The sequence below is a fragment of the Paenibacillus sp. A14 genome (assembly GCF_036864815.1).
Lineage (GTDB): Bacteria > Bacillota > Bacilli > Paenibacillales > Paenibacillaceae > Fontibacillus > Fontibacillus sanfengchensis.
The window spans coordinates 109,068-131,045 of the sequence record NZ_JBAGJD010000009.1; the positions used below are offsets into that span (position 1 = coordinate 109,068).

Here is a 21,978-nt window from a genome sequence, read left to right on the forward strand (position 1 = left end):
AAAATATGGACAGACCCTGTCAGTACGGGGAGTGTGAGAGTCGAGCATATCAACGTCTTAGGAACAAGGAAAAGAGGATGGCATCAAGATGTCGAAGAGGATTTTGATTATCGAGGACGAGGACTCCATTCGGGATATTTTGTCTTACTCCTTAAGCAAAGAAGGTTTCATCATTCATCAGGCCGCAAGCGGGTCGGAAGGATTGCAGTGGATGGAACGGGAGCGGCCGGATCTGGTGCTGCTGGACCTGATGCTCCCGGACATAAGCGGCTTTGATATATGCAAACGGCTGTCCGTACAGTGGAAAATTCCGGTCATTATGATCACGGCCAAATCCGATATGCTGGACAAGGTGTTGGGGATGGAATTGGGAGCCGACGACTATATCACCAAGCCTTTTGATATCCGGGAGGTTGTCGCGCGCATTCGCGCGATTTTTCGCCGAATTGATCTAATCAGCGAGACGGTGGAGAAAAAGGCGTTCGATGTCGTCCGGTTGGGCCGGCATATCGAAATCCGCAAGGATGAGCGGGAGGTTTTAAAAGACGGCGAGCGGGCGGGCTTGACGAATAAGGAATACGATCTGCTGCTGTTTCTTGCCGCAAACCAACATAAGGTGTTCACCCGGTCCGAACTGTTGGACAAAGTGTGGGGATTTGAATTTGCGGGAGATACGCGTACGGTGGATATCCATGTGCAGCGCATCCGGAAGAAACTGGATCGGGACGATTCGGAAATGTCGATCATTGAGACGGTTTTCGGAGTGGGTTACAAATTGAACGCGCCGGTGCAGTCATGAAATGGACGATCCAGTTCAAGCTGGTGCTGCTGTTCTCGGGTCTCGTTTTTTTGGGGTTTACCGTGCTGATTATGCTGTCCGGCAAAGTCGGGGTGGATAACCTTTACGGGGAAGTGGATGAGGATATGGGTCACTTCAAAAAGAACCTCGATATCGCGGTGAACCAATATTTCCTGATCCATAATCTTCGGATGAGCGAGAAAACGCTGGCGATGGAGAATGCCGAGCTTACCGGCCAAATCGGCAGTGCCGTCGGCGGGAAGGTGACTCTTTTCCGCCCGGACGGAACCCCTTTACAAAAAGGGGATGCGTCGGGTGAAGTGCCGTTGCAACCCCGGTCGGATGTCACGAAAACGGATGGCGAAGGCAAGGTAGTTTACACGACTTACGTGGAGAATAACCGGATGATCGCGAGGCTAACCTTTCCTTTGACAGCTCGCAATTCGGTTGTCGGTATTCTTCAATTCGATAAGGATTACAGCGATCTGTACGAACGTCACGTCCGGTACCAGGAGACGATCAAAAACTTCGCCGCTCTGATCTTCGGGTTTGTGTTCCTGGCCTCCGTGCTGATTTCCAAAAAAATAACGAATCCGATCCGCGTACTTACGAGACGTTCCGCCGAGGTGGCGCAAGGAAACCTCGTCGCGGATATCCGCATCACGACCCGGGACGAGATCGGTGAACTGGCAACCAGCTTCGCGGCGATGATCCGGCGGATTCGGGAACAGATCGACGTCATCGAGCGCGAGCGGGATGAGGTGAAACAGGTGCAGGCGCGCAGCAAGACCTTTTTTGACAATGTGACCCATGAACTGAAGACGCCATTGACCACCATTTTGGGTTACGCGCAAATTCTCAAGGACAACGGTTTTACCGACAGGGTGTATTTTGACAAGGGATTGGATTATATCATTAAAGAAAGCCGGCGTTTGAACGGGATGGTTGCCGACATCTTGGAGGTCTCGGTGTCATCGAATCCTTTGCCGGTTTACCGGTTCGAAGTGATCGATGCCGCGAAGGTCGTGTGGGAAGCCTGCGAAGATATGTCCATTAAGGCGAACAAATACAATATTCATATTCAATATAAACTGGAGGAGCGGCTTGAAGTTCAGGGAGACCGCCACAAACTAAAGGAGGTTTTCCTGAACGTGTTGGATAATGCGATCAAGTATGGTTATGTGAACTCTTCCATTATTGTGGAAGCATTTCGGGAGGATGCCATGGTGGCGGTGCTGATCACCGACCAGGGAGAGGGGATTTCGCCCGAAGCGCTGAAGCTTGTATTTGAACCGTTCTACCGGGTGAGTGAGAAACATCGGAATGAAAAAGGCAGCGCCGGCTTGGGCTTGTCCATTGTCAAACAAACGGTGGAATCCCATGGCGGCCGGGTGGAGATGGACAGCGAATTGAAGAAAGGGACCCGCGTCAAAATCCTGTTGCCGGAGGACAGACATGGGACGACGTAAATTTTGGGCAACTTACCGGAACAAACTGATCCTTGCCGGAATTCTGATGGCCGGAGTCGGGGGCATTTACAGTTTGGACAATCTGTTCAATCTGATCTATATCCAGCCGCGTACGATCGAGCTGCCCGGCAGCCAGTTCGACAACAGCCTGCCTCTCAAGCCGGGCGATGCCTTTTCGATCGAGTCGGCGACGAAGCTGCCGAATGATTTTGCCGTCTATAACTTTGAAGCTCTGAATCATAATACACTGGTCCTGAACCGGGCCGATTCCTCCTACACGGGAATGAAGCTATCCCTGCTCCACTTGGATGACAACCGGGTGAAGGATATTGATTCCAGTGTTTTGTATAACACGTTTTCCTTTTGGAACAGCACGCTGATTTATTCGCGGTACCGTTCGAATCAAACGCAGGAGACGTATGCTTACGATCCGGTATCGGGGCAAAAGAAACGGCTGTTATCCGACAAAGCCTTTTTAATGAACCGCGTAGGGGATGAGATGTACATCGGCTTCGACGGTTCGACATACCGATTATTTGACCTGAAGACAGGGAAGAAGGAAATGTTGTTCACCTACGAACAGCTGCAGGAAGAGATCGCCAAGGCTGCCGGGATCAAAGCCAAAGACGTCTATCCGATATCCTACATTTCGCCCGGCCCGGACGATCACCAGGCTTATATGCTTGTTCAGTTGGGCGAGCATTCGGGGATTTTCCGGTATTCATTAAAAGGAAATCCGGATGGAACGCTGTTGACGAAGGCCGATGAAATTGTGGACTTTCAGGTGTTGAAGAACGGCGATCTGCTGGTTCGGGGAACGGTGGCACACGTTCAGGGGCTGTATCGCTACCATTCCCGATCGGGAGCATATGAGCTCCTGAAACAAGGTCCTATCTGGGGGGTTCAGATCGATGAGGAGCAATTCCGTCTCGCCTACCTGCTTGGAACAGATAAGCAAACGAACGAGGTGCATGTCGCCTATCTTCAAGATACAGGTCTGGCTTCCGATACGGTCGTTTACCGGAATATCGACCAGTTTCTCAAGTTAAGCTGGAAGGGAGACGATCTATTCGTTCTGGGCAGCTCCATGGATAACAGCGAAATCTATCGTTTTACCTTCAGACCGTGGTAGTAGATCCTCTGCCCGGGGTATGGAATTATTGAAGAGTCTTGCCTCTGAGAGACCAGAGTACAGCTGAAACTGTGCCCAGGACTTTCAGGGGTATTTTTATTGCTTGCAGATGTTACAACCTGTATACAACTTAGGTTAAATCCGATACAACCGGCTCCTATAATGGAGGGATAGAGGCGACAAGAATACATACTTTTGCTTCGTGGTCAGGAGAGGATAATATGTTGCGCGTAGATCAGGTCTGTCATGCCTTCCGCAGCGCTCAAGGGGTCGTCCCCGTATTGGAAGGAATCGACATGACCGTGAACAAGGGGGAGATGGTCGCTCTGCTGGGCAGCTCGGGCTCGGGCAAGTCGACCCTGCTCAACTTGATGGCCGGATTGATGAAGCCGGATAAAGGGAGCATTTGGATTGCCGACACGGATATTGTTCGGCTGGGGGAGAACAAGTTGGCAGAATTTCGCCGCCAGCATATCGGGTTTATCTTTCAGGCTTATGAACTGATGTCCAATTTGACGGTAAGGGAGAATGTGGAGCTTCCGCTGGTCTTCATGGGCATGCGGCCCGCCCTCCGGCGGAAAAAGGCCGAAGCGCTTCTGGAACAGGTCGGTTTGGCGGGGAAGGCGGGACTCTTTCCGTCACAGCTGTCCGGTGGCCAACAGCAGCGGGTCAGTATCGCGCGCTCGCTGGTTACGGAGCCATCCGTCATTTTTGCGGACGAGCCGACCGGAAATCTCGATACGGAGACCGAAGAAGAAATTCTGGCCATTATCCAGCGGTTGAACCGGCAGATGCAAACCACTTTTATCATCGTTACCCATGAAGCGGAGGTGGCTGACCAGATGCAGAAGGTCATTACGCTGCGGAACGGAAGATTGATTGGGGAGACGACAAATGAACTGATGAATGAACTTGAGATGGAAAAAGGAGAAGCGTTGTGAGAACTGTTGATGTGTTGCGCATGGCATGGGGGCAGATCATTCGCAGAAAAGTGGTCACCTTGCTGTGCATGGCCGGTTTGGCCATCGGCTGTGCGGCCCTGATCATTGCTTTGAACGTCGGGAAATCGGTCCAGACGTATACCGAGAAGACCCTTAACGAGAATTACCGTATGGACGAAATTACCGTATCGCCGAACGAGGGGATATCGAGTGGCGGCGGAGGGCGAAAAACCGGAGCTTCAAGCTCGGGGTTTGACCGCGGCGCTCTCACCCCGCGCAAGCTGGAAGTCATCCGCAATTTGCCGCATGTGGTCTCGGTGGCTCCCATGCTTAAACTCGATTATATGGAAATGGTGACGTCCGACGGGCGCTCTTCCGGTGTGGAGGTCATAGGAACGGAACTGGCTTCGTTACGCGATTTCGGCTTTCGCTTCGCGCAAGGAGCCCCTTCGGAAATGAACGGTGCGGCCGTCGTCAATTATGGGGCCACGTACGGATTGGTGGACCCCAAGGTCATACAGCAGATGCAGGAGAAGCTGTCGGAGGACCCGTATAATGACGAATTGCTGCAACAATTTATGGATTTAATGTCGGCTCCCGCCGACTTATATCAGAACCAGATCCAGTTCAAAAGCCCCGACCCGGCCGATATGACGAAGATGCGGACAAGCACGTCCCTGCGGGTGATGGGTGTACTAAAGCTTCAGGAAGGAACGAATGCGAACAATGCAATGTACGACAAAAAAGTTTACGTCTCCCTGGATACCGCACGCATGCTCCAAGATCAGCTGCAAAACAGCGAGACGGGTTCCGCCGGAAGCGGCCGTCTTAACTCGGCGCTTGTAAAAGTCGAAGACAAGAAATACGTGGCCCAGGTGGAACAGCAAATCCAGCGGCTGACGCTGCGGACGGAAAGCAATTTGTTTCAGGAGAAGGCCATGAGCGAACAGTTGGACTTATACCGGAAAGCGGCGATGGGCATCGGCCTGTTTGTTATGATGCTGGCCTCGCTGTCCATCATTGTGGCGATGATTATGTCAACCCATCAACGGCGCAAGCAGATCGGCGTCATGAAAGTGCTGGGAGCCAATCTGTGGCAGATCCGGGAGATGTTCATCGTTGAGGCCGCTTTACTGGGACTCCTAGGGGGGACGGTCGGGATAGTGATTGCGTTTCTGGCCGTCGACCAGGTGAACGCGCTTCTCGCCAGTCAGATGATGTCGCGGGAAGGAGGCCCCATGACGGTGGTGATTGAGTTGTCCACACTTCCCGCCGGCATGGTCTTTGCTGTGGTGGTAGGGGTGCTTGCGGGCATCTACCCGGCGATCAGCGCCTCCAGGACAAATGCCCTGCGGGTTATCAAGTCGGCATAACGAGTTTAATCGGCAGAAATGATGAGGAAAGGGATTATAGAGATGAAGACATGGATAAAAGGGATTCTCGCCATCGTGATTTTGGCGGGAGCGGGGTACTGGATTTATCAGAAGTACAAGCCGGAGCCGGAGCTTCCGGTGGAGGCGCCAGCCCCGATTACATTTCAGGTCACTCAGGCGACACTGGCCCAGAAAGTGCAAGTTAAAGGTAAATCTTCCTATGCCGAACAGACCGAAGTTTTCGCGCCTTTCTCGGCGAAGATCCGGGAGTGGCGGGTGAAGAACGGTCAGCAAGTTAAAAAAGGCGATCTTCTGTTCACGCTCGATACCCAGACACTGGAGAGCGAAGCGAAGCAGCTGGAGAGCGAAATCGAGAAATCCAGGGTGGAGCTGGACTTGAACAAGCTGACCATAAATGCGGCGGAGGATACGGAGCCCCCGGGGGCCACCGAGGAGGAGCGGAAAAAGGCTTACGCCGACAGGGAAGCCAAACGTCAAGCCCAAACGTTGAATGAGAAGGCGCTGGAATTGAAAATGAAGGAGCTGCAAGCCAAAAAGGCGATTATCGGAAACGCGGCGGTTCATGCCGGGGCAGCGGGGGTGTTCGTTCTGTACGATACGGAGAACAAGACCCGCATGGCTTCGGAGGGGCAGGTCCTGGGGACGATCGTGAATACGGATAAGCTTCAATTCATAGCCTCCATTTCCGAAACGGACTTGTTTCGCATCAAACCGGGAATGAGTGTGAGCGTGAAGGCGACCGGCAATTCCGACTTGAAGCTGTCGGGCAAGGTCAGCAGTATCTCCAAGTTTGCCCAAAAAGGGGCGAACACGGATCCGAAGCTGCCTTCCCAATTCGATATGGTGATTGATCTGAAGCCTGTCCCGGGGCTGATCGGAGGCCTGAGTCTCGAGGGGACAATTGAGACGCTGCGGAAAGAAAATGTGATAGCCGTGCCGTCTCTGGGCGTTATGCGCGATAAAGAAACCCCGTACGTTATGCTGGACAAGGGCAAAGGGGAGCCGGAAAAACGCGTGATTCGGACAGGGCTCGAAGTGGACGATTTAACGGAGGTACTGGACGGTTTGAAATCGGGCGATGTGGTTCTCATTCCGTAGAGCTTCTTGGATGCGGGATAGGCGGAGTGCGCCTAATTAACGGGAGGAAATCCCGTTAATTTGACGGCGAAGCCGTTTGCGTCCCTGCGGAAGCGGAGGAGAACGAAAACAAGAACGCACGTTCCTGTTTTTGTCCGGTTTTTGCCCAGTGTGTGTCCATTCGCTCGACTTTAGGCATGGTAAATTTATATTGTGGAAATCGAGTGGACGGGCGGTAAAGTAAATGCCTCCTGATCACTCTAAATAAACTTGAAAGCCGCTGACCCGTTCAGCGGCTTTTCTTATGGGAGGGAAGCGATTTGCGAAACCGCAGCAGCAACAATAAAAATCCGCCGCTTCGGACCGATGCGGATTGGACCCGGCCGGAGCGGTGCGTCCGCTGCGTTTGGGGCCGCTTCGAAGGAAGCCGGCAGTTTTGCAGCCTGCCGAGATGCGTCGCGGCGGGAAGCCGCCCGGTGGAAGGGAGGTGAGTTAGATCATGCTTGATTCCATGATTAGGACGACCTATGACAAGCTTCGAACCTCTATCCCGGAATTGCGGGAAGTCTATTTCCACTCCCCGCCTGCCGGAGCGGATGCGCCGAAGCCTTTCGCGGTATTGGCCGCGGGAAATGATAGCGGGGAAAGTCCCGGATCCGGCCTTTGGAAAGGCTTCAGGCATCTGATGAATATCGACCTTTACGTTTCCCAGGCTTCCCCGGCACAATCGCAGTCATCGGACCCTTTGCAGACGCTGACCGCCGCTTTGAACGAGGCATTGGATAAGCAAATGCTGGAGGACGACGCGATTGGCAAGTTCGCCCTGCTCTCCCTCGGTCCTGCCGACCCGGACCGGGTGGACGAGGAGCGCCAAGCCGCGGTAAGAACGCTGCATTACGCCTTGGTGTCGCCCAAACCTTTAGCCGGGCAGACACCGGTCGTCAGCGACCCTTGGCTTACGGCGCTGGCGGATTGGACGCAAAAGCGGCTGGGCCGTGCATGGTCCGTACACACCGGGAACTGGCCGATTGGGGCGGGCTCCCCCGCGATCTTATGGCGGGTAGTCGAGATGAGCGCCGTTCCCCAGGGGACGAAGGTTTTTGAAGTGCGGAAGCGGGTGACCGCTTTTTTTCATGCCGCGGATGCCGATCAGGAGCATGCCACATTACTGCAACTGCTGGAAGGCTTGGGTTCGGCGGCGAAAATTCCGCTCGTAGCGGAGGAAAGAACCTATGTGAAGGTAACCGGAGCACAGGTAAACACCAAAACCGTGGCGGACGGCTATTCCGCGACGGGGGAAGGACCGTTAAGCGTGACTTTAAGCCGGAGGGTGACGCAGGCATCCGCGGACGCTCCGCTCATGCAGCACGTTTATTATCAATCTCATATTTGAGGTGAACCATTGTGAAATCGAACAAAAAGCTTGCCGAGACGGCCAATAACATCAAGGCCCCGGGGGAAGCTGTATATCCCCTCGATGAACTGGCGAAACACAGTGCCGCTCTTTTGGGCGTGAAATCGGAAGTACTCTTGGGGGCGGTGCATGGGGCATCGCGGGACAATTTTAGCGTAAAAGAGGCCAAACAACGGGTCCAACAATTTTTGAAAAGGAAGGTGCAGTAATATGGCAGGAGGAAATTGGAACGTTACCAATCAACCGGAACTTCCCGGTTTGTACATGAATTTTGTGAGCGCGGCGGGAACGGCGATTCAGCCGGGAGCCCGCGGTGTGGTGGTCGCGCCGGTGAAGTCCCATTGGGGACCGGTCGGGCAATTCGTGGAGGTCGCCAGCGAAGCGGCGATCCGCGAGTTCTATACGGAAGATGAATCCGAAGGGGCCACGGCTTTTACAACCCTGTACTTGGCCTTGTTGGGCGGCTCCCAAAAGCTGCTGGCTTACCGGATCGCGGACAGCACGGCCGCGTCCGCGGCGCTGACGCTGAAAAACGCGGCGGCTGCCGAAGACAGCGTGCTGCTTAAAGCCAAGTACCCGGGCAAGCGCGGCAACAGCTTTAAAGTCACGATCCAGCCGAGCCTCACGGTGGCGGGGACGAAAGAGCTGAAGCTATACGAAGGAGGGACATTGCTGCGGACGATCGCCATCGGCGACGGGGGGGCGGCCAAGGCCGCAGCGGCGATTAACGAGGACACGGGCAACCGGTGGGTGATTGCGGAAAAAATCGCCGACGGTACACTGGCCGACGTGTCCGGGGAGTCTTTCGCCGGCGGGATGAGCGGTATTTCGGGAGTTACGAATGCGGATTACGTGAAAGCCACCGAAGCGTTCGAAACCCAGGACTTCCACGTGCTTACGCTGGACGGCGTAACGGATGCGGCGCTTCGCGCCAGCATGGCCGCCTGGCTGAAACGGGTGCGCGGCGAAGGAAAAGGCGTTATCGCCACGCTGGGCGGTACGGCCGCCGAGGATACCGGTGCGGATGCGGTCAACCAGGCGATTGCGCGCAGTGCTGCTCTGGATTTTGAGGGGATTGTCAATGTGGGCACCGGGGCCAAAATGAACGGCAAATCGTACTCTTCCGCCCAAGTGGCGGCTTGGGTAGCCGGACTGATCGCCGGCCAGTCCCTGAAGGAATCGGCCACGTACGCCGTCTCCCCATTTGAGGATGTGACCCGGCGCTGGACGCGGTCCGAGCAGGAAGCGGGCGTGCAGAACGGGGTCTTGTTGCTGGTGCATGACGGCCGGAAGGTCAAGGTGCTGCGGGGTGTGAACAGCCTTGTTACATTGCGGGAGGGCCAGAACAAAGGCTGGAAGAAAATCCGCAAAATCCGCGTACTGGACCAGATCAATGCCGATTTGCAGCGCACCGCCGAGGATCATTATATCGGCAAGGTGAACAACACCGAGGAAGGTCGGCTTGCGCTGATCGGCGCCGGAAAGCAGTACCTGCAATCTCTGGCTATGGAAAATGTCATCGAACCGGCCGGATTTGATGTGACGCTGGATCCGCGTTATTACGGAAGCGCGCCGCAAATCCAGCCGGAGGACGATCAGGTTTACTTGACGTGGACGGCGGACGACACCGATGTGATGGAACAAATCTTCGGCACGTTTTACGTGCAATAATTTAGAGGGGGAATAGCAAATGGCACAATATCTTGATCCAGGCCGCGTCATTATGGGGACGTTCGGCCAGATTTTTATCGATGGGGTATGGCAGTCGAACTTGAACCATCTGGAGGCCAATGTTGAAGCGGAAAAACGTGAATTGAATCTGGTCGGCACGGATTACACCGTTTTTAAACTGGGGCGCAAAAAAGGGACCGGCACGATGAGCGGCTACAAAGTCTCGTCCGAGATGATCTCCCGTGGTTTCCAGAAGTTCTCGATTATCAACAAGCTTGACGATCCGGAAACTTACGGGTTTGAACGGATTCAACTGAACAACTGCATGGTGGACAAAATCCAGTTGGCCAACTGGACCGCAGGCGAGGAAGTGGCGGAGGAAACAGCGTTTACGTTTGAATCTTACGAACTGTTGGACCCGATTACCGTGTCCTGATTTTTATAAAACCGAAGTTTAAGGAGGATCCGATGAAATGAGCACGGAACAATGGAATGAACAGGATATTTTGGACGGTCTCTTCGAGACGGCGGCCAATCTGCCGGAAGAGACCATTTTTATTGGGCGTTTAAGCCTGCGAATTACACTGCGGGGGCTGACTTCCAGCAAGGTGGACTCGATCCGCGAACGCTGTACGGTCCGTAAAACGGCCAAAGGCCAGGTGACCGAAAAAATCGACAGTGAGCTTTTTAACGCCGCCTTGATCAAGGAAGCGACCGCGGCTCTGGAGGTCGTCAAAAAGCTGGAGGATGGTGGAGAGCAATGCGTCAAACTCAGCGGCTGGGGAGACGACCGGCTCATCAGCCGCTTGAAACTGTCCGGCGGTGAAGAAGCCGTGCGCCGAATGCTGCTTGCCGGGGAACTGGACGCGGTAGGCGATAAGGTGCTCGAAATTTCCGGCTTCGGGGTGGACATCGACGACGTAAAAAACTGATCGACTCCGGCGGCGTGACGACGCTGCTGTTCCATCTGTGGACGCGGCATCATCTTCGCCCCGGGGAATTCTGGTCACTCCCCAAGGGGGAGCGCCTGCTGCTGCGGGCTTTTTCGGAGAGGGAGCTGGAGTTGATGGCTTCGGCCTCCTCGCCGTAGGGCCCAGATGCGGGCGCACCGGATTTGGAGAAAGGAGGTGGCATATGGCTAAAAAAGAAGTGATTGACCTGGATTTTGAGATGGACAGCCGCGAACTGGATCAAGCGGACAAAAAGCTTCGCAGTTTGGATAAACTGCTCCAGCAAACCCAGCGGCGGGCATCCGTTTTGGGCAAGACCAAAATCGCGCCGAAAATCACGCTGGAGGATCGATTTTCGGCAGCCGCGGATAAGGTGGAGCGCAGGCTCTCCAAGCTTAAGCGCATGACCGTCAGCCCCATCGTTGGTTTGACGGACGGCGTAACCGCCGCAGCTGCGCGCATTCGCGCTTCCCTGCTGGGTCTCACCGGAGCGCCCTGGCGCATCCGGGTGGAAGGTGTGGATTGGGATGGGGTGGTCGGCGGATCTTTTTCAAATTGGATGGGTTCCAAAGGCAAGGAGACACTGCAGCAAATCTCTTCTTCTATCGGGTCTTCACTCGGAGGCGGGTTGAAAGACATGATGATGGGAGCTCTTGGATTGGCTGACGCACCTAAAGAGGTGATTCCTATACGTTGGCTTAACCTAGTAGAAGAGGATCGTAAGCTGTTGAAGGAAAACAATGAATCTCCTTATGCGGTAGCAGGTAGGAAAGCGGGGGAAACCTTCTTTCAAGCTTTTTTATCTACAATTGATTCAAAAGAAATCGCTGATAAGCTTAGTGAATCTCTTGGTGAAAAGACTGATAAGAAGACAAAATGGGAAGAGGAAGCCTTGGACATTGCTAAAGATATTGGGGTATCTTTATTTTCATCCTGGTTGGGAGTAAAGATAGATAAATGGAGCAACAAGACGGGCCAGAAAATAGTGAGCGATTTGAGTAGTGCTACACAAAAAAATGTGACTGAGAAGAAGGTGCCGAATAAGCCCTCCTCAAATAAAACAGGAAATAGTGTGACGGAGACAAAGAAATCTATTGTAGAAAAGGGGGCCAAAAGTAAGGGGCCTGCTGAAGTCCCTGGGGCAAAGAAATTACAACTAACATCAAAGGAGTTGGAGCTTTTTGGTAATATCTCCAAAACAGCACTTAAAGTGGCAGCTCCTTTAGGTTTGGCTCTCGACACTTATATGATTGCTACATCAAATCCTGGAAAAGATCGTGCTGAAACGGTTGGAGCAACTGCTGGTAGTTGGGCTGGATTATGGGCTGGATCATGGGCTGGAGCTTCAATAGGCGCAGCTTTAACATCACTTTGGGGAGGGGCACAGCTGGGAGCAACCGCTGGATCAGTTGTTCCAGGTCCTGGAACTGTTATTGGTGGTGCTGTTGGCGGAGTTGCCGGAATGTTAGGTCTCTCTGCTGTCGGTAAATCCATTGGCGGATTTCTTTATGAAGAACATAAAGCATACCTAAATCGCAGGGAGATTAGTAGACAATGGGACACTTTTTATAGGTTGAAAAAGAGAGCAGAGGAGCGAAAAAAACAAGGATTGACAGGCCCCTTAGTGGAAGGACCTAGTTACATGGGGCCTTTAGGCGTGAGCTATAATGATGATGGTTCGATTGCGGCTATAGACCCTTCACGAATGTCTCCTGAACAACTTGCTCTGGTACAAAAACAATTAGCTTCTTCAAAACAACAACAAGTTACAGTAAATGTAAACATGTCTTCAGGTATGATCAACCTAAATAATAAAGAAGAAATCGACGTCGACAATATTGTATATTTGACAGGTTTGAGAATAAAAGAAGCTATACAGAAAGCTCAACAAAACCTCAAATAAGGAGGGGAGCGCGCATGGAAATTCAATTGAAGGATGGCGCGGGAAATGTCTTTCATTTCCCCGTCAATCCCGAGGAAATCACGATATCCCGGGGGAAGGCCCTGGAGACTGTCAATATTCTGTCTCTTGGAGAATACGACTTTCCCGCAGGTGAGAAGGTGAAGGAAATCGCCTTCTCTTCTTTTTTTCCGGCGGTGTATGATGCAGGATACTGCAATTATAGTGAGATTCCCGATCCTCAGGAAGCGATGAACCTCCTAACCAAGATGATGAACAGTAAACAGCCGGTGCGGCTGATCATCACGGGGACGGCGGTCAATGTGCTGGTCATGGTCTCGGCCCATAATACCACGTTTAAAGGCGGGGAACCGGGGGATGTTTATTTTGAACTGACTGCACGGACGTGGCGCGACATGAAGGTTCATACGAATGCGGCAGCGGCAGCGGGAAAGTCGACGAGGCAAGCCAGCCGCCCAGACACGAAGCCAAAGCCCAAAACGTATACGGTGAAAACCGGGGACACGCTGTCGAAAATCGCCAAGCTGGAGCTTGGCAGCAGCGCCAAATGGCAGGCGATCTATAACGCCAACGCCAAGACCATCGGGAAGGACCCGAACAAAATCAAGCCGGGCCAAAAGCTGGTGATGCCTTCATGAGCTATGAGGTGGTGCTACAAAACAAGTATTATCTGCGCGAACTGGTCGAGAGCATAACGCTGAGCGATTCGCTCGACCAGATCGCTTATCAGGCTTCCATCACCTTGAAAGTTCCGACGAATTTTCCGGGAATCGAACCCGGCCACGAACTTCGGATTAGCGGCGTGCCTTTCGGCTCTTCGAACCGGGTGCCGCTTTTGCATCCGGGGGTCGTTTGGGATTGCAGCAGCACGGCCGGCCAGACGAAACACATGAATCTTACCGTGTATGACCGCACGATTTATTTGGCCAAATCGGAGGACGAGTGTCTTTTTGCCAAAGGAGGAACTGCTTCTCAGCGGTTAAAACAGCATGCCTCCAATTGGAGCATCAAGCTGGCGTCCGTCCCCGATACGAAAACCAAGCTGAACAGGGCCGTTTACCGGGCGCAAACGATCTACAGCATGATCATGGCCGACCTGAGGGAAACGGTAAAATCGGGAGGCGACATGTTCATCCCGCGGATGACGTCTGCCGGGCTTGAGCTGTTCAAGATCGGCGGGAACAAAACCGTTTGGAGGCTGGAAGGGATTGAGGAAGCAACACAAAGCCGGACGTTGGAGGAAACGGTAACCCGGGTGAAAGTGCTGGGTTCGTCAGCCGGGGAAAACGCTCCTTCCAAGGTGCTGGCCATCGCCTCGGGACAAACCACCGAGTATGGGGTATTGCAGCGGATTGTTCAGGATGAGGATGTCAAAACGGCGGACGCCGCCAAAAAACTGGCCAAATCGCTGCTTACCGGCAAAGGTCTGACTTACAGCGTATCCTGCATCGATCTTAATACGGTTCGGGCCGGAGACAAAGTGAATTTTAACGGCCTGGACCTGATCGTGACTTCGGTCAGCCATCAACTCGGCGATCCGGGCCATATGACGCTGGAGTTGGCTACGTATGAAGATGTGAAAAGGAGGTATTTTCTTGGGCACTGATCCTTATGCGGCTCTGGCCGCCGCTTTCCGCGAACAGGCTTGGAGCAAAACGAAGGAAGCCATCTCCGGAACCGCAGCCGAGCTGGGTACGATTACCTCTTCGGGGCTAAAGCTGGACCATTTCAAACATGAGATTAGCGATTACTTTGTGGCGGAGTTTCCGGGGACTTTAAAGCTGCCTGAGTTGAAGTGGACGGGAGGCGTGACTGAAAAAAAGGAACGGTTCATATTCGAGCCCTCAGAAACGGAAGAAGCGGTCCTGAATCCGGTCTACAAACCTGGAGACCGAGTGCTGGTCATTCCGCTGAACGGAGGACATGATGCGGTCGTGCTTTGCAAGGTGGTGAGCGTGGGTGGATAATCTTTTTCCGGTGGATGCGGAGCAGGCCTGGACCGCCGATGGAGCCGGGGAGGAGCCGGCGGATGAGCGGGTTCCGTTCGGACGAAGCTGGCGGTTTGACTTTGACCGGGGGGAGTTCGTCTTGACGCCTTCGCGAAAAGTTGCCCCGGCCGACAGCACGGAAGCCTGGGTGATGTGGTGCCAAAAGGCGATCCGGACACCGCGCTATCGGCATCTTATTTATTCGCGGAATTACGGACAGGAATTCGAGGATCTGATCGGCAGAGGATACGGCCGGGCCGTTCAGGAGAGCGAGATTCAGCGGATCGCCAGGGAAACGTTAATGGTCGATCCCCGCACGGCAAGCGTGGAAGGGTTTGTTTTTGACTGGGCGGGAGAGCAATGCCGGTTTTCCTGCCGGGTGATGAATGTTCAGGAAGAAGCGATAGTTTTGGAAGGGAGCGTGAGTTGATGACGGAGCTGCCATTATTTTTGCAGGAACAAACGGAAGAACATATTATGCAGCGGATGCTGGCGAGGGTGCCTTCGGATATCGACAAATCCGAGGGCTCTTTTATTTGGGACGCCCAGGCCCCGGTGGCCTTTGTGCTGGCGGAAGCCGCAGGCTGGGCGCAGCAGGTGCTGCAGCGCGGTTTCGCGGGGACGACCTTCGGGTCGTACCTCGATTTGCGCGCGGCGGAACACGGGGTCGCCCGGAGGGCTGCCGTGGCCGCGGTCGGGACGGTTCGCTTCACCGGCGCCCCGGGGACGCTGGTTCTGGCGGGAACCGTTGTCCTGACACCGGCGGACGAAGCGACGAACGAGCCGTCCGTGGAGTATGAGACGACGCAGCCGGTGACTTTGGCGACGGACGGAACGGGGAGCGCTCCCATCCGGGCTTTGGTGCCCGGGCGTTCGGGCGTCGTTCCGGCGGGCGTCATTACGCTGATGTCAACGCCGGTCAGCGGGATTACTGCCGTGGTCAACCCGGAGGAAACGCGCGGCGGCGCCAATACGGAATCGGATGAGCTGCTGCTGGAGCGTTTTTACGCCCAGGTCCGCAATCAGGGCACCAGTGGCAACAAGGCGCAGTACATGAAATGGGCCGGCGAAGTGCCCGGCGTGGGCGGGGTGCAGGTCAGGCCGCTCTGGAAAGGCCCGGGCACCGTCGGGATTTATTTGCTGGACGCGGACAAACGGGCGGCGAACGCTGAAATCGTGGCCGCGGCTCAGCAGCATATCGATCCGACGATGGATGGTCAGGGCGAAGGCATGGCTCCGGCAGGTCCCGTCGTGACGGTGATGGCCGCGGAAGAGGTGCCGATCGCGATCTCCGTGAAGCTGACGCTGGCCAGCGGGGTGACCCTGCCGGAGGTCAAAGCACAGATCGAAAGCGGTTTGCGGGGATATTTGAAACTGCTCGCTTTTGCCGATCCGCTGGTGAGATTCACGCGGATTGCGGCGATCCTGCTCGATATACCGCCGATCATCGATTATACCGACCTGACGGTGAACGGCAAGGCGGATGCGAACATCGAGATTTTGCCGGGGCAGGTCGCCGTGCCGGGGACGGTGGAAGTTCATGAGTAGTGCGGGAGTTACGGCGAGTGCGGCGGTTGCCCCGGCAACCGGGAGCGTCCATGAAATCTCCAGTCCTCTGGGGCGCGAGATGTTTTCATTTTTGCCGGGATACTATGAAAACTCGCGAGTGATGAGCTCGGATATAAACGCGAAGGGCGCTGAACTGGATGAGCTTTATCGGGCGCTGAATGAGACGTTGGATCAGTTTTTTGTGCGGACGGCGACCTGGGGGCTGGATCGATGGGAACAGGAATTGGGTTTGGCCACAGACAGGGAAAAGCCGTTGGAGCAGCGGCGGGCTCTGGTGGAGTCCAAGCTGCGCGGGGCGGGGCAATTCTCCGGACGCCTGGTGAAAAACGTGGCGGAAGCCTATGATGGCGGAACGGTCGACGTGACTTTCGCGCCTTCCGAGTGGAGTTTCACTATCAAGTTCATCGATACGATCGGCATTCCGCCGAATCTGGACGACTTGCGGGCGATGATCGAGGAGATCAAGCCGGCGCATCTGGCGGTAGAGTATGAATTCAGTTATTTGGTGATCAAAGAGCTTCACGGCGTCAAAACATTGAGCGAGATGCAGCAGCTCCCTTTATCCAAATTTGCAGGAGGTGGTTCCCTTGGCCAGCAAAACGCCTAACCTTGATTTATTGAAAAAAGACCCCGTCGCGGACGGGAATGACACGTTTAATATTGAGACGATGCTGAATGAGAACTGGGATAAGATTGATGCGGCGGTGGGGAATGTAAGCATTCCCGATGCTTCTTTGACTGAGAAAGGGAAGGTCCAACTTTCCAATGCTACAAACAGCAGCGCTGAGGATATGGCCGCCACACCAAAAGCCGTTAAGGACGCTACGCTGGAAGCCAAGTCTTACACGGATCAGCAGATTGGACTGGTGACGGAAACGGGAATTCCCAAACTGGTAAGTTATCCATTGAAAGTCGTAGCCACCGTTGACAATCAGACGGTTTTTGAAATTCCTTTGGACCTTTTTGATGCGAACACGGACACCTTACTTCTTGCGATTAATAGGGCCTTCCTGGACTCGACACAGTACACGATATCCAACACGGTCAGAGATGAATCGGGCACGGTTACCCGGCGGGCCCAAATCACCCTTTTGTCTGGGGTAGCCGCGTCGACCGAGTTGATGATGATGGTATTCAAAAATGTGCCTATTGGTTCGGACGGGGCAATTAACGGAGCCGTTCTGGCCGTAGATACTGTGCCGATGAACCGGGTAAGCGGTTTGGAAGCGCAACTGAATGAGGTTTTTCAAGCTGGCAATGAGCGTAAAGCGGAAGTGGTTGCCGCGCTTGTTGCCTTAGGGATATCGGCATCCGCTTCGGAGAGCTGGGATTTGTTGATAGATAAAATGGCCACCATTATTAAGGCTACTGGAAATGCGGGCGCAAGTGAATTACTGGAAGGTAAAACAGCGTCTAATCTAAATGGATCCTTTACGGGAACTATGCCTAATAGAGGAGGAGTTGTGATTACACCTTCTACGATGAATCAGGCGATCCCTATGGGTTACCACAATGGTGGCGGATATGTAGTAGGTGATCCGGCTCTCACCCCTACAAACCTCCCAAAAGATGTGGCTTTGTTTGGAGTTCAAGGGGCTTTGGAGCGATTAACCACGGTTGATAGAGATGCTATGATTGCAGCAATTGCCTCTAAGGGTGTTTCGGCATCTCCTTCTGATACAAACGCTCAGCTTGCAGAAAAAATAGCACAAATTAGAACAGGGCTTCAATTTCAAACCGTGAGTTTTAGTGAGGTTGGTCCCGGTCCTTTCTCAATCTCAAATCTGCCGTTTAAACCTGAAATCATTATGGTGCGAATAAGCATGTATTTTACAAAAGGAACTTCTTATTGGACGCGTATAGATGGTGAGGGTGCGGTTGTTTTTTCAAGGGATAAGGGTTCAATTGGCGGATTTAGAGGAGACGTTAAGACGGAGCGAGATAGTAGTTTATCTTTTTCGGGCTATGTTGAAAATGTGGTCTTTAATGATAATGGGGTTACCTTTAGTATTTCCTCCGGGGCTTCCAAATATGATTATAGGTTGAGTAGTTGTACGGTAATTGGAACTTAACTGTGGATAAAAAAAACGTGGGGATGATAAATATGGCGAAGGGGATAACTTTGCAGGAATTGGATAGTTTAGCAACAAGTCGATTGGTTGTTAAAGATAGTATGGGGCGTGCTCAGGTAGCGGCTCCAGCAACAGGGAATGATATAGCTTTGAAAAGTACGGTTGATGACGCGGTTGGCCCTCTTTCAGGTTTATTGACAACGGATAAATCCAATGCTGTAGCTGCGATCAATGAGCTTTTTACAAATGTCAGTGATGGGAAAAACGCTGTCGCTTCCGCCATTACTGACAAAGGAGTTCCGGCATCAGGGAGCGAAACGTTAAAGCAACTATCCGAGAAGATTTGGAAAATTCCTACAGGAAAAAGGTTAGCTACTGGAACATTAAGAAGTGCTGATTATATAGCTACAGGTCAGACTTTGTCAGGGACCCGAGTAGTAGTAAATTCACTCGACTTCCGACCCTCTTTAGTCTTTGTTTGGACAAGAGTCTTCTTCCACAATAGGAGTGGTGATGGGATTACTACATTAATTTTGTATGTTCCTGATGTTATTAGTCCATCGAACTATGCTGATAAAAATGGATCAGTTAGCTTTGGTTTTAATATGGTACTTAACTCTAATGGTTTTACATTATCCCTTTATAGGAAAGACACAGAAGGTTCTTTTCACGCAGATGGCACATCAAATAATGTCACATGGTGGGCAATTGAGTAGGTGCATCAGTACACTGTTTTGCAGAATAAAATTGAGGATGCTCCCATTCAGGGGGCTTTTTCTTTTCCACTAATCCCAAGGAGGCCACCGACATGAAAGACCACTTAGATTACTTCACCACCAGCACAGCCTCTATTGTTGGAGCGATGATGGGTTACATGGTCGGCGGTTGGACCCTTCTCCTCCAGGTTCTACTAGTCTTCGTCATCGCCGACTGGATTACCGGCTGGATCGCCGCCTGGATGAACGGGGAGCTGCGCAGCCGGATCGGGCATGAAGGCATTATTCGCAAGGTCACGATTTTTATCCTGGTCGCCATTGCCAATCTCATTGACGGGATTTTGGGCGAGGGAAATTATATCCGGGATGCCGTGATCTTTTTTTATTTGGCGACGGAACTGCTGTCCATCATCGAAAACGTGGGGCGGATGGGGATTCCCATGCCGGAGGTGCTGCGGAGCGCCGTGAAGATTTTTCAATCCAAAAGCGGAGAAAACAGCGAGGAGGGGACCAAGGATCATGCAGGTAAAAAGCAACCGTAACGCGCGCGGCGTCGACGTCTCCCATTGGCAGGGGGAGGTCGATTGGCCGCAGGTGAAGGCCGCGGGCATCTCCTTCGCATTTATCAAAGCGACCCAGGGAACGGCCTGGGTCGACCCGAAATTTCGCGGCAACGCCGCGGGCGCTCACAAGGCGGGGCTGCTTACCGGCCCCTATCACTTCGTGGACGCGGTCTCGCCCGAAGCCGCGAGGAAGCAGGCGCAGCATTTTGTGCGAACCCTGCAAGGCGTAGGCACGCCCTTTACACTCCCGCCCGTCATGGACTACGAAAACAACCCCGCAGGGTTAAGCCGACCGCAGATCAACCAAATTGCCCGGGCATTTTTGTCCGAGGTGGAGCGTCTGATCGGCATCCGCCCGATCATTTATACGGGGAATGCGTTCGCCCAACAGTTTGACGAAACGCTGCAAAGCTATCCGCTTTGGATCGCGCGCTACAGCTCTGCTGTACCCTATGATGTTCCGGCCTGGAAGAAGTGGGATTTTTGGCAGTATAGCGACAGCGGGCGGATCGCCGGAATTGGCGGGCATGTCGATTTAAACGTGTACCGCGGATCAGTGGAGGAATTGAAGGGAGCATACGCTGCTCTCAATAACCCACGGCAAGAGGAGGAGAATGATATTTCCAAACAGGAACGCAATATTGAGCAGGTCAGTGATTGGGCAGCCAAAGACTGGGCCGAAGCGAAAGCATGCGGCATCTTTGACGGGGAACGCCCCGGGGCGCCGTTAACTCGGGAGGAGGCCGCGGTTGCGGTCAACCGGCTGCGGCAGCAAATATTGTCGGCATTGAAGCAAAGCTGAGGCGAAAATTCGAACAAGTGACAAAAAAATAAGACAGCCCCGCCAACCGTCGTGTATAATTTGGAAAAAGGATGCATGATCGGTTGGGGGGGCTTTTACGTCGTGTCCAAGTATACTTATGTGAAAATCGTTTCCGGTTTGCCGGTTAAATACCCGGAAAATGAGCTGCAGCTGTTTTTTGACGAAGAGTTTTTGAATGTGGTTGAAGGTAGAAAGAACGGGCATAAGTGGGTGGTGGAGAATATTTTTAAAATCCCGCTCAAGAATATCATTGCCGCATCCGCTGAAGTGGTGAGGAAAGACTACTACGTGGAAGAGGAGTCCGCCAAAACGACGTTCCACAAGGGATTTTTCGAGGACTATGCCGTCACTAAGAAACAAACGGACGTCAAGAAAAAGACGGGATGGATCTTTCCGTACAACATTTCCTTTATCAACTCGCAGGGGGAAGTGGCTTTGGCGCAGTTTTTTTCTCTCGACGGGAGAGAAGGTATGACGAGGGAATTTAACAAGAAGCTGGAACAAAAGCTGCTGCTGATTCCCAAAAGTCCGGAAGTATTGGGCTTCTATAAGTTCATGTACGAGGAACTCAACAAAAGTAAAGAACGGATCATATAACAAAACAGAACAGGAGGCCCCCCCTTATGTAAGGACGGGCCTTCTCCACGTTTAATCTCCCCAGTACACTGAAAACAAAATGTACATTACATATCCGCAGCCCAGCAAAATGGCAAACGCGCTGATCCATAGGACGGCTTTTCCCCAACTGCGGTATCGTTCACCGGGTTTCCACTTTCCCATTCCACTCAACTCCTTTTAATTAACTTAAGTTAATCTTCGTGTTTTTAAACGGAATCATGGCGGCTCAAGGAATTCCCGGAAGAACCGGTGATTTTTTCTTGTTGAATAAAGAACGTGTGTTCGCATATAATACAAACAAATGTTCTTATTTAGAGATGAGACGCGTGGAAAAATACATCGGACGAATCGTAGAGATCATCTACCTGGACCGGAAGGGCAAAGTGTCGCAGCGGCGGATTGAAGTTCATGCGGTCAGAGGCGATTTGGTGCGGGCCACTTGCTTGACCAGCGGGGCTCCCCGGGCTTTCCGGGCGAGTCAAATCCTGGCCTGTTCCCCGGCGAAAGGGGGCGGAAGCCATGCTTCCTGATCTTGAGCGCAAGCTGCTGCGCATCTTGTTTAATTTCACCATCCAACGCAGAAGGATGCCGATGATGGGCGAACTGGAGCGGATGACCGGCCGGGGCAAAAAAGACATCCTCGAAGGGCTGCGTCAATTGGAGCGGGAACGCTACATTCATTGGCCGAATCCGCCGGAATTGGAGGACATTCTGGTGCTGGAGGCTTTTGAGCGGGGATCTCTCTGAGGTTCCCTCCGGCCTCAGTATTTTTTGGATATTTTCGTAAATGAGTGGGATATTTCTTTGCTGCCGGGAGCGCTAAGATAGCAGTAAGCGTACACTGCAATGAAAACGATTAAT

Annotated in this window: 28 protein-coding genes; 27 read left to right on the forward strand and 1 reads right to left on the reverse strand. The window is 53.1% G+C overall.

The features are described from left to right. The first annotated feature begins 88 nt into the window (after positions 1-88). From V4U88_RS21020 to V4U88_RS21140, 25 genes are all read left to right on the forward strand, one after another. On the forward strand, positions 89-799 hold the full coding sequence (locus V4U88_RS21020; RefSeq protein ID WP_334075212.1) for a response regulator transcription factor: 711 nt from the start codon (positions 89-91) through the stop codon (positions 797-799). Beyond that, positions 796-2,268, forward strand: coding sequence for a sensor histidine kinase (locus V4U88_RS21025; RefSeq protein ID WP_334075213.1), 1,473 nt, complete (start codon positions 796-798; stop codon positions 2,266-2,268). The genes V4U88_RS21020 and V4U88_RS21025 overlap by 4 nt, the downstream gene beginning before the upstream one ends. Continuing rightward, positions 2,255-3,400, forward strand: a complete 1,146-nt coding sequence (locus V4U88_RS21030; RefSeq protein WP_334075214.1) for a hypothetical protein — start codon at positions 2,255-2,257, stop codon at positions 3,398-3,400. Before V4U88_RS21025 ends, V4U88_RS21030 begins: the two co-directional genes overlap by 14 nt. Before the next feature lie 221 nt (positions 3,401-3,621). Then, positions 3,622-4,341: an ABC transporter ATP-binding protein gene (locus V4U88_RS21035; protein ID WP_334075215.1), complete on the forward strand. Its 720-nt coding sequence runs from the start codon at positions 3,622-3,624 to the stop codon at positions 4,339-4,341. Continuing rightward, the gene (locus V4U88_RS21040; RefSeq protein WP_334075216.1) at positions 4,338-5,714 is read left to right on the forward strand and encodes an ABC transporter permease; all 1,377 of its coding nucleotides are present in this window, start codon (positions 4,338-4,340) and stop codon (positions 5,712-5,714) included. Before V4U88_RS21035 ends, V4U88_RS21040 begins: the two co-directional genes overlap by 4 nt. A 42-nt stretch (positions 5,715-5,756) precedes the next feature. Continuing rightward, positions 5,757-6,833, forward strand: coding sequence for an efflux RND transporter periplasmic adaptor subunit (locus V4U88_RS21045; protein ID WP_334075217.1), 1,077 nt, complete (start codon positions 5,757-5,759; stop codon positions 6,831-6,833). Positions 6,834-7,132: 299 nt separating this feature from the next. Next, positions 7,133-7,303 carry a hypothetical protein gene (locus V4U88_RS21050; RefSeq protein ID WP_334075218.1) on the forward strand — a complete coding sequence of 57 codons (171 nt, stop codon included), beginning with the start codon at positions 7,133-7,135 and terminating at the stop codon, positions 7,301-7,303. 8 nt (positions 7,304-7,311) lie between these two features. Then, entirely contained in the window at positions 7,312-8,205 is an 894-nt protein-coding gene (locus tag V4U88_RS21055) for a hypothetical protein (protein ID WP_334075219.1), read from the forward strand. Between the two features lie 11 nt (positions 8,206-8,216). Next, positions 8,217-8,435: a hypothetical protein gene (locus V4U88_RS21060; RefSeq protein WP_334075220.1), complete on the forward strand. Its 219-nt coding sequence runs from the start codon at positions 8,217-8,219 to the stop codon at positions 8,433-8,435. A gap of 1 nt (position 8,436) precedes the next feature. Beyond that, entirely contained in the window at positions 8,437-9,897 is a 1,461-nt protein-coding gene (locus V4U88_RS21065) for a phage tail sheath family protein (RefSeq protein WP_334075221.1), read from the forward strand. 19 nt (positions 9,898-9,916) lie between these two features. After that, entirely contained in the window at positions 9,917-10,333 is a 417-nt protein-coding gene (locus tag V4U88_RS21070) for a phage tail tube protein (RefSeq protein ID WP_334075222.1), read from the forward strand. Positions 10,334-10,370: 37 nt separating this feature from the next. Then, on the forward strand, positions 10,371-10,829 hold the full coding sequence (locus V4U88_RS21075; RefSeq protein ID WP_334075223.1) for a phage tail assembly chaperone: 459 nt from the start codon (positions 10,371-10,373) through the stop codon (positions 10,827-10,829). Between the two features lie 14 nt (positions 10,830-10,843). Beyond that, positions 10,844-10,987, forward strand: coding sequence for a hypothetical protein (locus tag V4U88_RS21080; protein WP_170287060.1), 144 nt, complete (start codon positions 10,844-10,846; stop codon positions 10,985-10,987). 44 nt (positions 10,988-11,031) lie between these two features. Next, positions 11,032-12,750, forward strand: coding sequence for a hypothetical protein (locus V4U88_RS21085; protein WP_334075224.1), 1,719 nt, complete (start codon positions 11,032-11,034; stop codon positions 12,748-12,750). Positions 12,751-12,764: 14 nt separating this feature from the next. Further along, positions 12,765-13,406, forward strand: a complete 642-nt coding sequence (locus tag V4U88_RS21090; protein ID WP_334075225.1) for a LysM peptidoglycan-binding domain-containing protein — start codon at positions 12,765-12,767, stop codon at positions 13,404-13,406. Beyond that, positions 13,403-14,374 carry an XkdQ/YqbQ family protein gene (locus V4U88_RS21095; RefSeq protein ID WP_334075226.1) on the forward strand — a complete coding sequence of 324 codons (972 nt, stop codon included), beginning with the start codon at positions 13,403-13,405 and terminating at the stop codon, positions 14,372-14,374. The genes V4U88_RS21090 and V4U88_RS21095 overlap by 4 nt, the downstream gene beginning before the upstream one ends. After that, on the forward strand, positions 14,364-14,735 hold the full coding sequence (locus V4U88_RS21100; RefSeq protein ID WP_334075227.1) for a hypothetical protein: 372 nt from the start codon (positions 14,364-14,366) through the stop codon (positions 14,733-14,735). Before V4U88_RS21095 ends, V4U88_RS21100 begins: the two co-directional genes overlap by 11 nt. Further along, a complete protein-coding gene (locus tag V4U88_RS21105; protein ID WP_334075228.1) occupies positions 14,728-15,186 on the forward strand; it encodes a DUF2634 domain-containing protein in 459 nt (152 codons plus the stop codon). The genes V4U88_RS21100 and V4U88_RS21105 overlap by 8 nt, the downstream gene beginning before the upstream one ends. Next, a complete protein-coding gene (locus tag V4U88_RS21110; protein WP_334075229.1) occupies positions 15,186-16,304 on the forward strand; it encodes a baseplate J/gp47 family protein in 1,119 nt (372 codons plus the stop codon). Before V4U88_RS21105 ends, V4U88_RS21110 begins: the two co-directional genes overlap by 1 nt. Next, positions 16,297-16,932, forward strand: coding sequence for a YmfQ family protein (locus V4U88_RS21115; protein WP_334075230.1), 636 nt, complete (start codon positions 16,297-16,299; stop codon positions 16,930-16,932). Before V4U88_RS21110 ends, V4U88_RS21115 begins: the two co-directional genes overlap by 8 nt. Next, on the forward strand, positions 16,913-18,397 hold the full coding sequence (locus V4U88_RS21120; RefSeq protein ID WP_334075231.1) for a phage tail protein: 1,485 nt from the start codon (positions 16,913-16,915) through the stop codon (positions 18,395-18,397). The genes V4U88_RS21115 and V4U88_RS21120 overlap by 20 nt, the downstream gene beginning before the upstream one ends. A 32-nt stretch (positions 18,398-18,429) precedes the next feature. Then, positions 18,430-19,113 (forward strand): hypothetical protein, encoded by a 684-nt coding sequence (locus V4U88_RS21125; protein ID WP_334075232.1) that lies wholly within the window; start codon positions 18,430-18,432, stop codon positions 19,111-19,113. Between the two features lie 92 nt (positions 19,114-19,205). Continuing rightward, positions 19,206-19,655 (forward strand): phage holin family protein, encoded by a 450-nt coding sequence (locus V4U88_RS21130; RefSeq protein ID WP_334075233.1) that lies wholly within the window; start codon positions 19,206-19,208, stop codon positions 19,653-19,655. Then, a complete protein-coding gene (locus V4U88_RS21135; protein WP_334075234.1) occupies positions 19,633-20,478 on the forward strand; it encodes a glycoside hydrolase family 25 protein in 846 nt (281 codons plus the stop codon). The genes V4U88_RS21130 and V4U88_RS21135 overlap by 23 nt, the downstream gene beginning before the upstream one ends. A gap of 51 nt (positions 20,479-20,529) precedes the next feature. Further along, positions 20,530-21,096 carry a hypothetical protein gene (locus V4U88_RS21140; RefSeq protein WP_334075235.1) on the forward strand — a complete coding sequence of 189 codons (567 nt, stop codon included), beginning with the start codon at positions 20,530-20,532 and terminating at the stop codon, positions 21,094-21,096. Positions 21,097-21,147: 51 nt separating this feature from the next. Here V4U88_RS21140 and V4U88_RS21145 read toward each other — a convergent pair whose 3' ends face one another. Further along, a complete protein-coding gene (locus tag V4U88_RS21145; protein ID WP_334075236.1) occupies positions 21,148-21,279 on the reverse strand; it encodes a hypothetical protein in 132 nt (43 codons plus the stop codon). Positions 21,280-21,434: 155 nt separating this feature from the next. Here V4U88_RS21145 and V4U88_RS21150 point away from each other — a divergent pair, with 155 nt between their 5' ends. Together V4U88_RS21150 and V4U88_RS21155 are read left to right on the forward strand one after the other, a co-directional pair. Continuing rightward, positions 21,435-21,647 (forward strand): hypothetical protein, encoded by a 213-nt coding sequence (locus V4U88_RS21150; protein ID WP_334075237.1) that lies wholly within the window; start codon positions 21,435-21,437, stop codon positions 21,645-21,647. Continuing rightward, entirely contained in the window at positions 21,637-21,864 is a 228-nt protein-coding gene (locus V4U88_RS21155) for a hypothetical protein (RefSeq protein WP_334075238.1), read from the forward strand. The genes V4U88_RS21150 and V4U88_RS21155 overlap by 11 nt, the downstream gene beginning before the upstream one ends. Positions 21,865-21,978 lie beyond the last annotated feature (114 nt).

What these genes read in the sequence shown, in the direction of transcription:
- V4U88_RS21020 (WP_334075212.1), top strand. Translation starts at nt 89, where the DNA reads ATGTCGAAGAGGATTTTGATTATCGAGGACGAGGACTCCATTCGGGAT.
- V4U88_RS21025 (WP_334075213.1), top strand. Translation starts at nt 796, where the DNA reads ATGAAATGGACGATCCAGTTCAAGCTGGTGCTGCTGTTCTCGGGTCTC.
- V4U88_RS21030 (WP_334075214.1), top strand. Translation starts at nt 2,255, where the DNA reads ATGGGACGACGTAAATTTTGGGCAACTTACCGGAACAAACTGATCCTT.
- V4U88_RS21035 (WP_334075215.1), top strand. Translation starts at nt 3,622, where the DNA reads ATGTTGCGCGTAGATCAGGTCTGTCATGCCTTCCGCAGCGCTCAAGGG.
- V4U88_RS21045 (WP_334075217.1), top strand. Translation starts at nt 5,757, where the DNA reads ATGAAGACATGGATAAAAGGGATTCTCGCCATCGTGATTTTGGCGGGA.
- V4U88_RS21055 (WP_334075219.1), top strand. Translation starts at nt 7,312, where the DNA reads ATGCTTGATTCCATGATTAGGACGACCTATGACAAGCTTCGAACCTCT.
- V4U88_RS21065 (WP_334075221.1), top strand. Translation starts at nt 8,437, where the DNA reads ATGGCAGGAGGAAATTGGAACGTTACCAATCAACCGGAACTTCCCGGT.
- V4U88_RS21070 (WP_334075222.1), top strand. Translation starts at nt 9,917, where the DNA reads ATGGCACAATATCTTGATCCAGGCCGCGTCATTATGGGGACGTTCGGC.
- V4U88_RS21075 (WP_334075223.1), top strand. Translation starts at nt 10,371, where the DNA reads ATGAGCACGGAACAATGGAATGAACAGGATATTTTGGACGGTCTCTTC.
- V4U88_RS21085 (WP_334075224.1), top strand. Translation starts at nt 11,032, where the DNA reads ATGGCTAAAAAAGAAGTGATTGACCTGGATTTTGAGATGGACAGCCGC.
- V4U88_RS21090 (WP_334075225.1), top strand. Translation starts at nt 12,765, where the DNA reads ATGGAAATTCAATTGAAGGATGGCGCGGGAAATGTCTTTCATTTCCCC.
- V4U88_RS21095 (WP_334075226.1), top strand. Translation starts at nt 13,403, where the DNA reads ATGAGCTATGAGGTGGTGCTACAAAACAAGTATTATCTGCGCGAACTG.
- V4U88_RS21110 (WP_334075229.1), top strand. Translation starts at nt 15,186, where the DNA reads ATGACGGAGCTGCCATTATTTTTGCAGGAACAAACGGAAGAACATATT.
- V4U88_RS21115 (WP_334075230.1), top strand. Translation starts at nt 16,297, where the DNA reads ATGAGTAGTGCGGGAGTTACGGCGAGTGCGGCGGTTGCCCCGGCAACC.
- V4U88_RS21125 (WP_334075232.1), top strand. Translation starts at nt 18,430, where the DNA reads ATGGCGAAGGGGATAACTTTGCAGGAATTGGATAGTTTAGCAACAAGT.
- V4U88_RS21130 (WP_334075233.1), top strand. Translation starts at nt 19,206, where the DNA reads ATGAAAGACCACTTAGATTACTTCACCACCAGCACAGCCTCTATTGTT.
- V4U88_RS21135 (WP_334075234.1), top strand. Translation starts at nt 19,633, where the DNA reads ATGCAGGTAAAAAGCAACCGTAACGCGCGCGGCGTCGACGTCTCCCAT.
- V4U88_RS21145 (WP_334075236.1), bottom strand. Translation starts at nt 21,279, where the DNA reads ATGGGAAAGTGGAAACCCGGTGAACGATACCGCAGTTGGGGAAAAGCC.
- V4U88_RS21150 (WP_334075237.1), top strand. Translation starts at nt 21,435, where the DNA reads ATGAGACGCGTGGAAAAATACATCGGACGAATCGTAGAGATCATCTAC.
- V4U88_RS21155 (WP_334075238.1), top strand. Translation starts at nt 21,637, where the DNA reads ATGCTTCCTGATCTTGAGCGCAAGCTGCTGCGCATCTTGTTTAATTTC.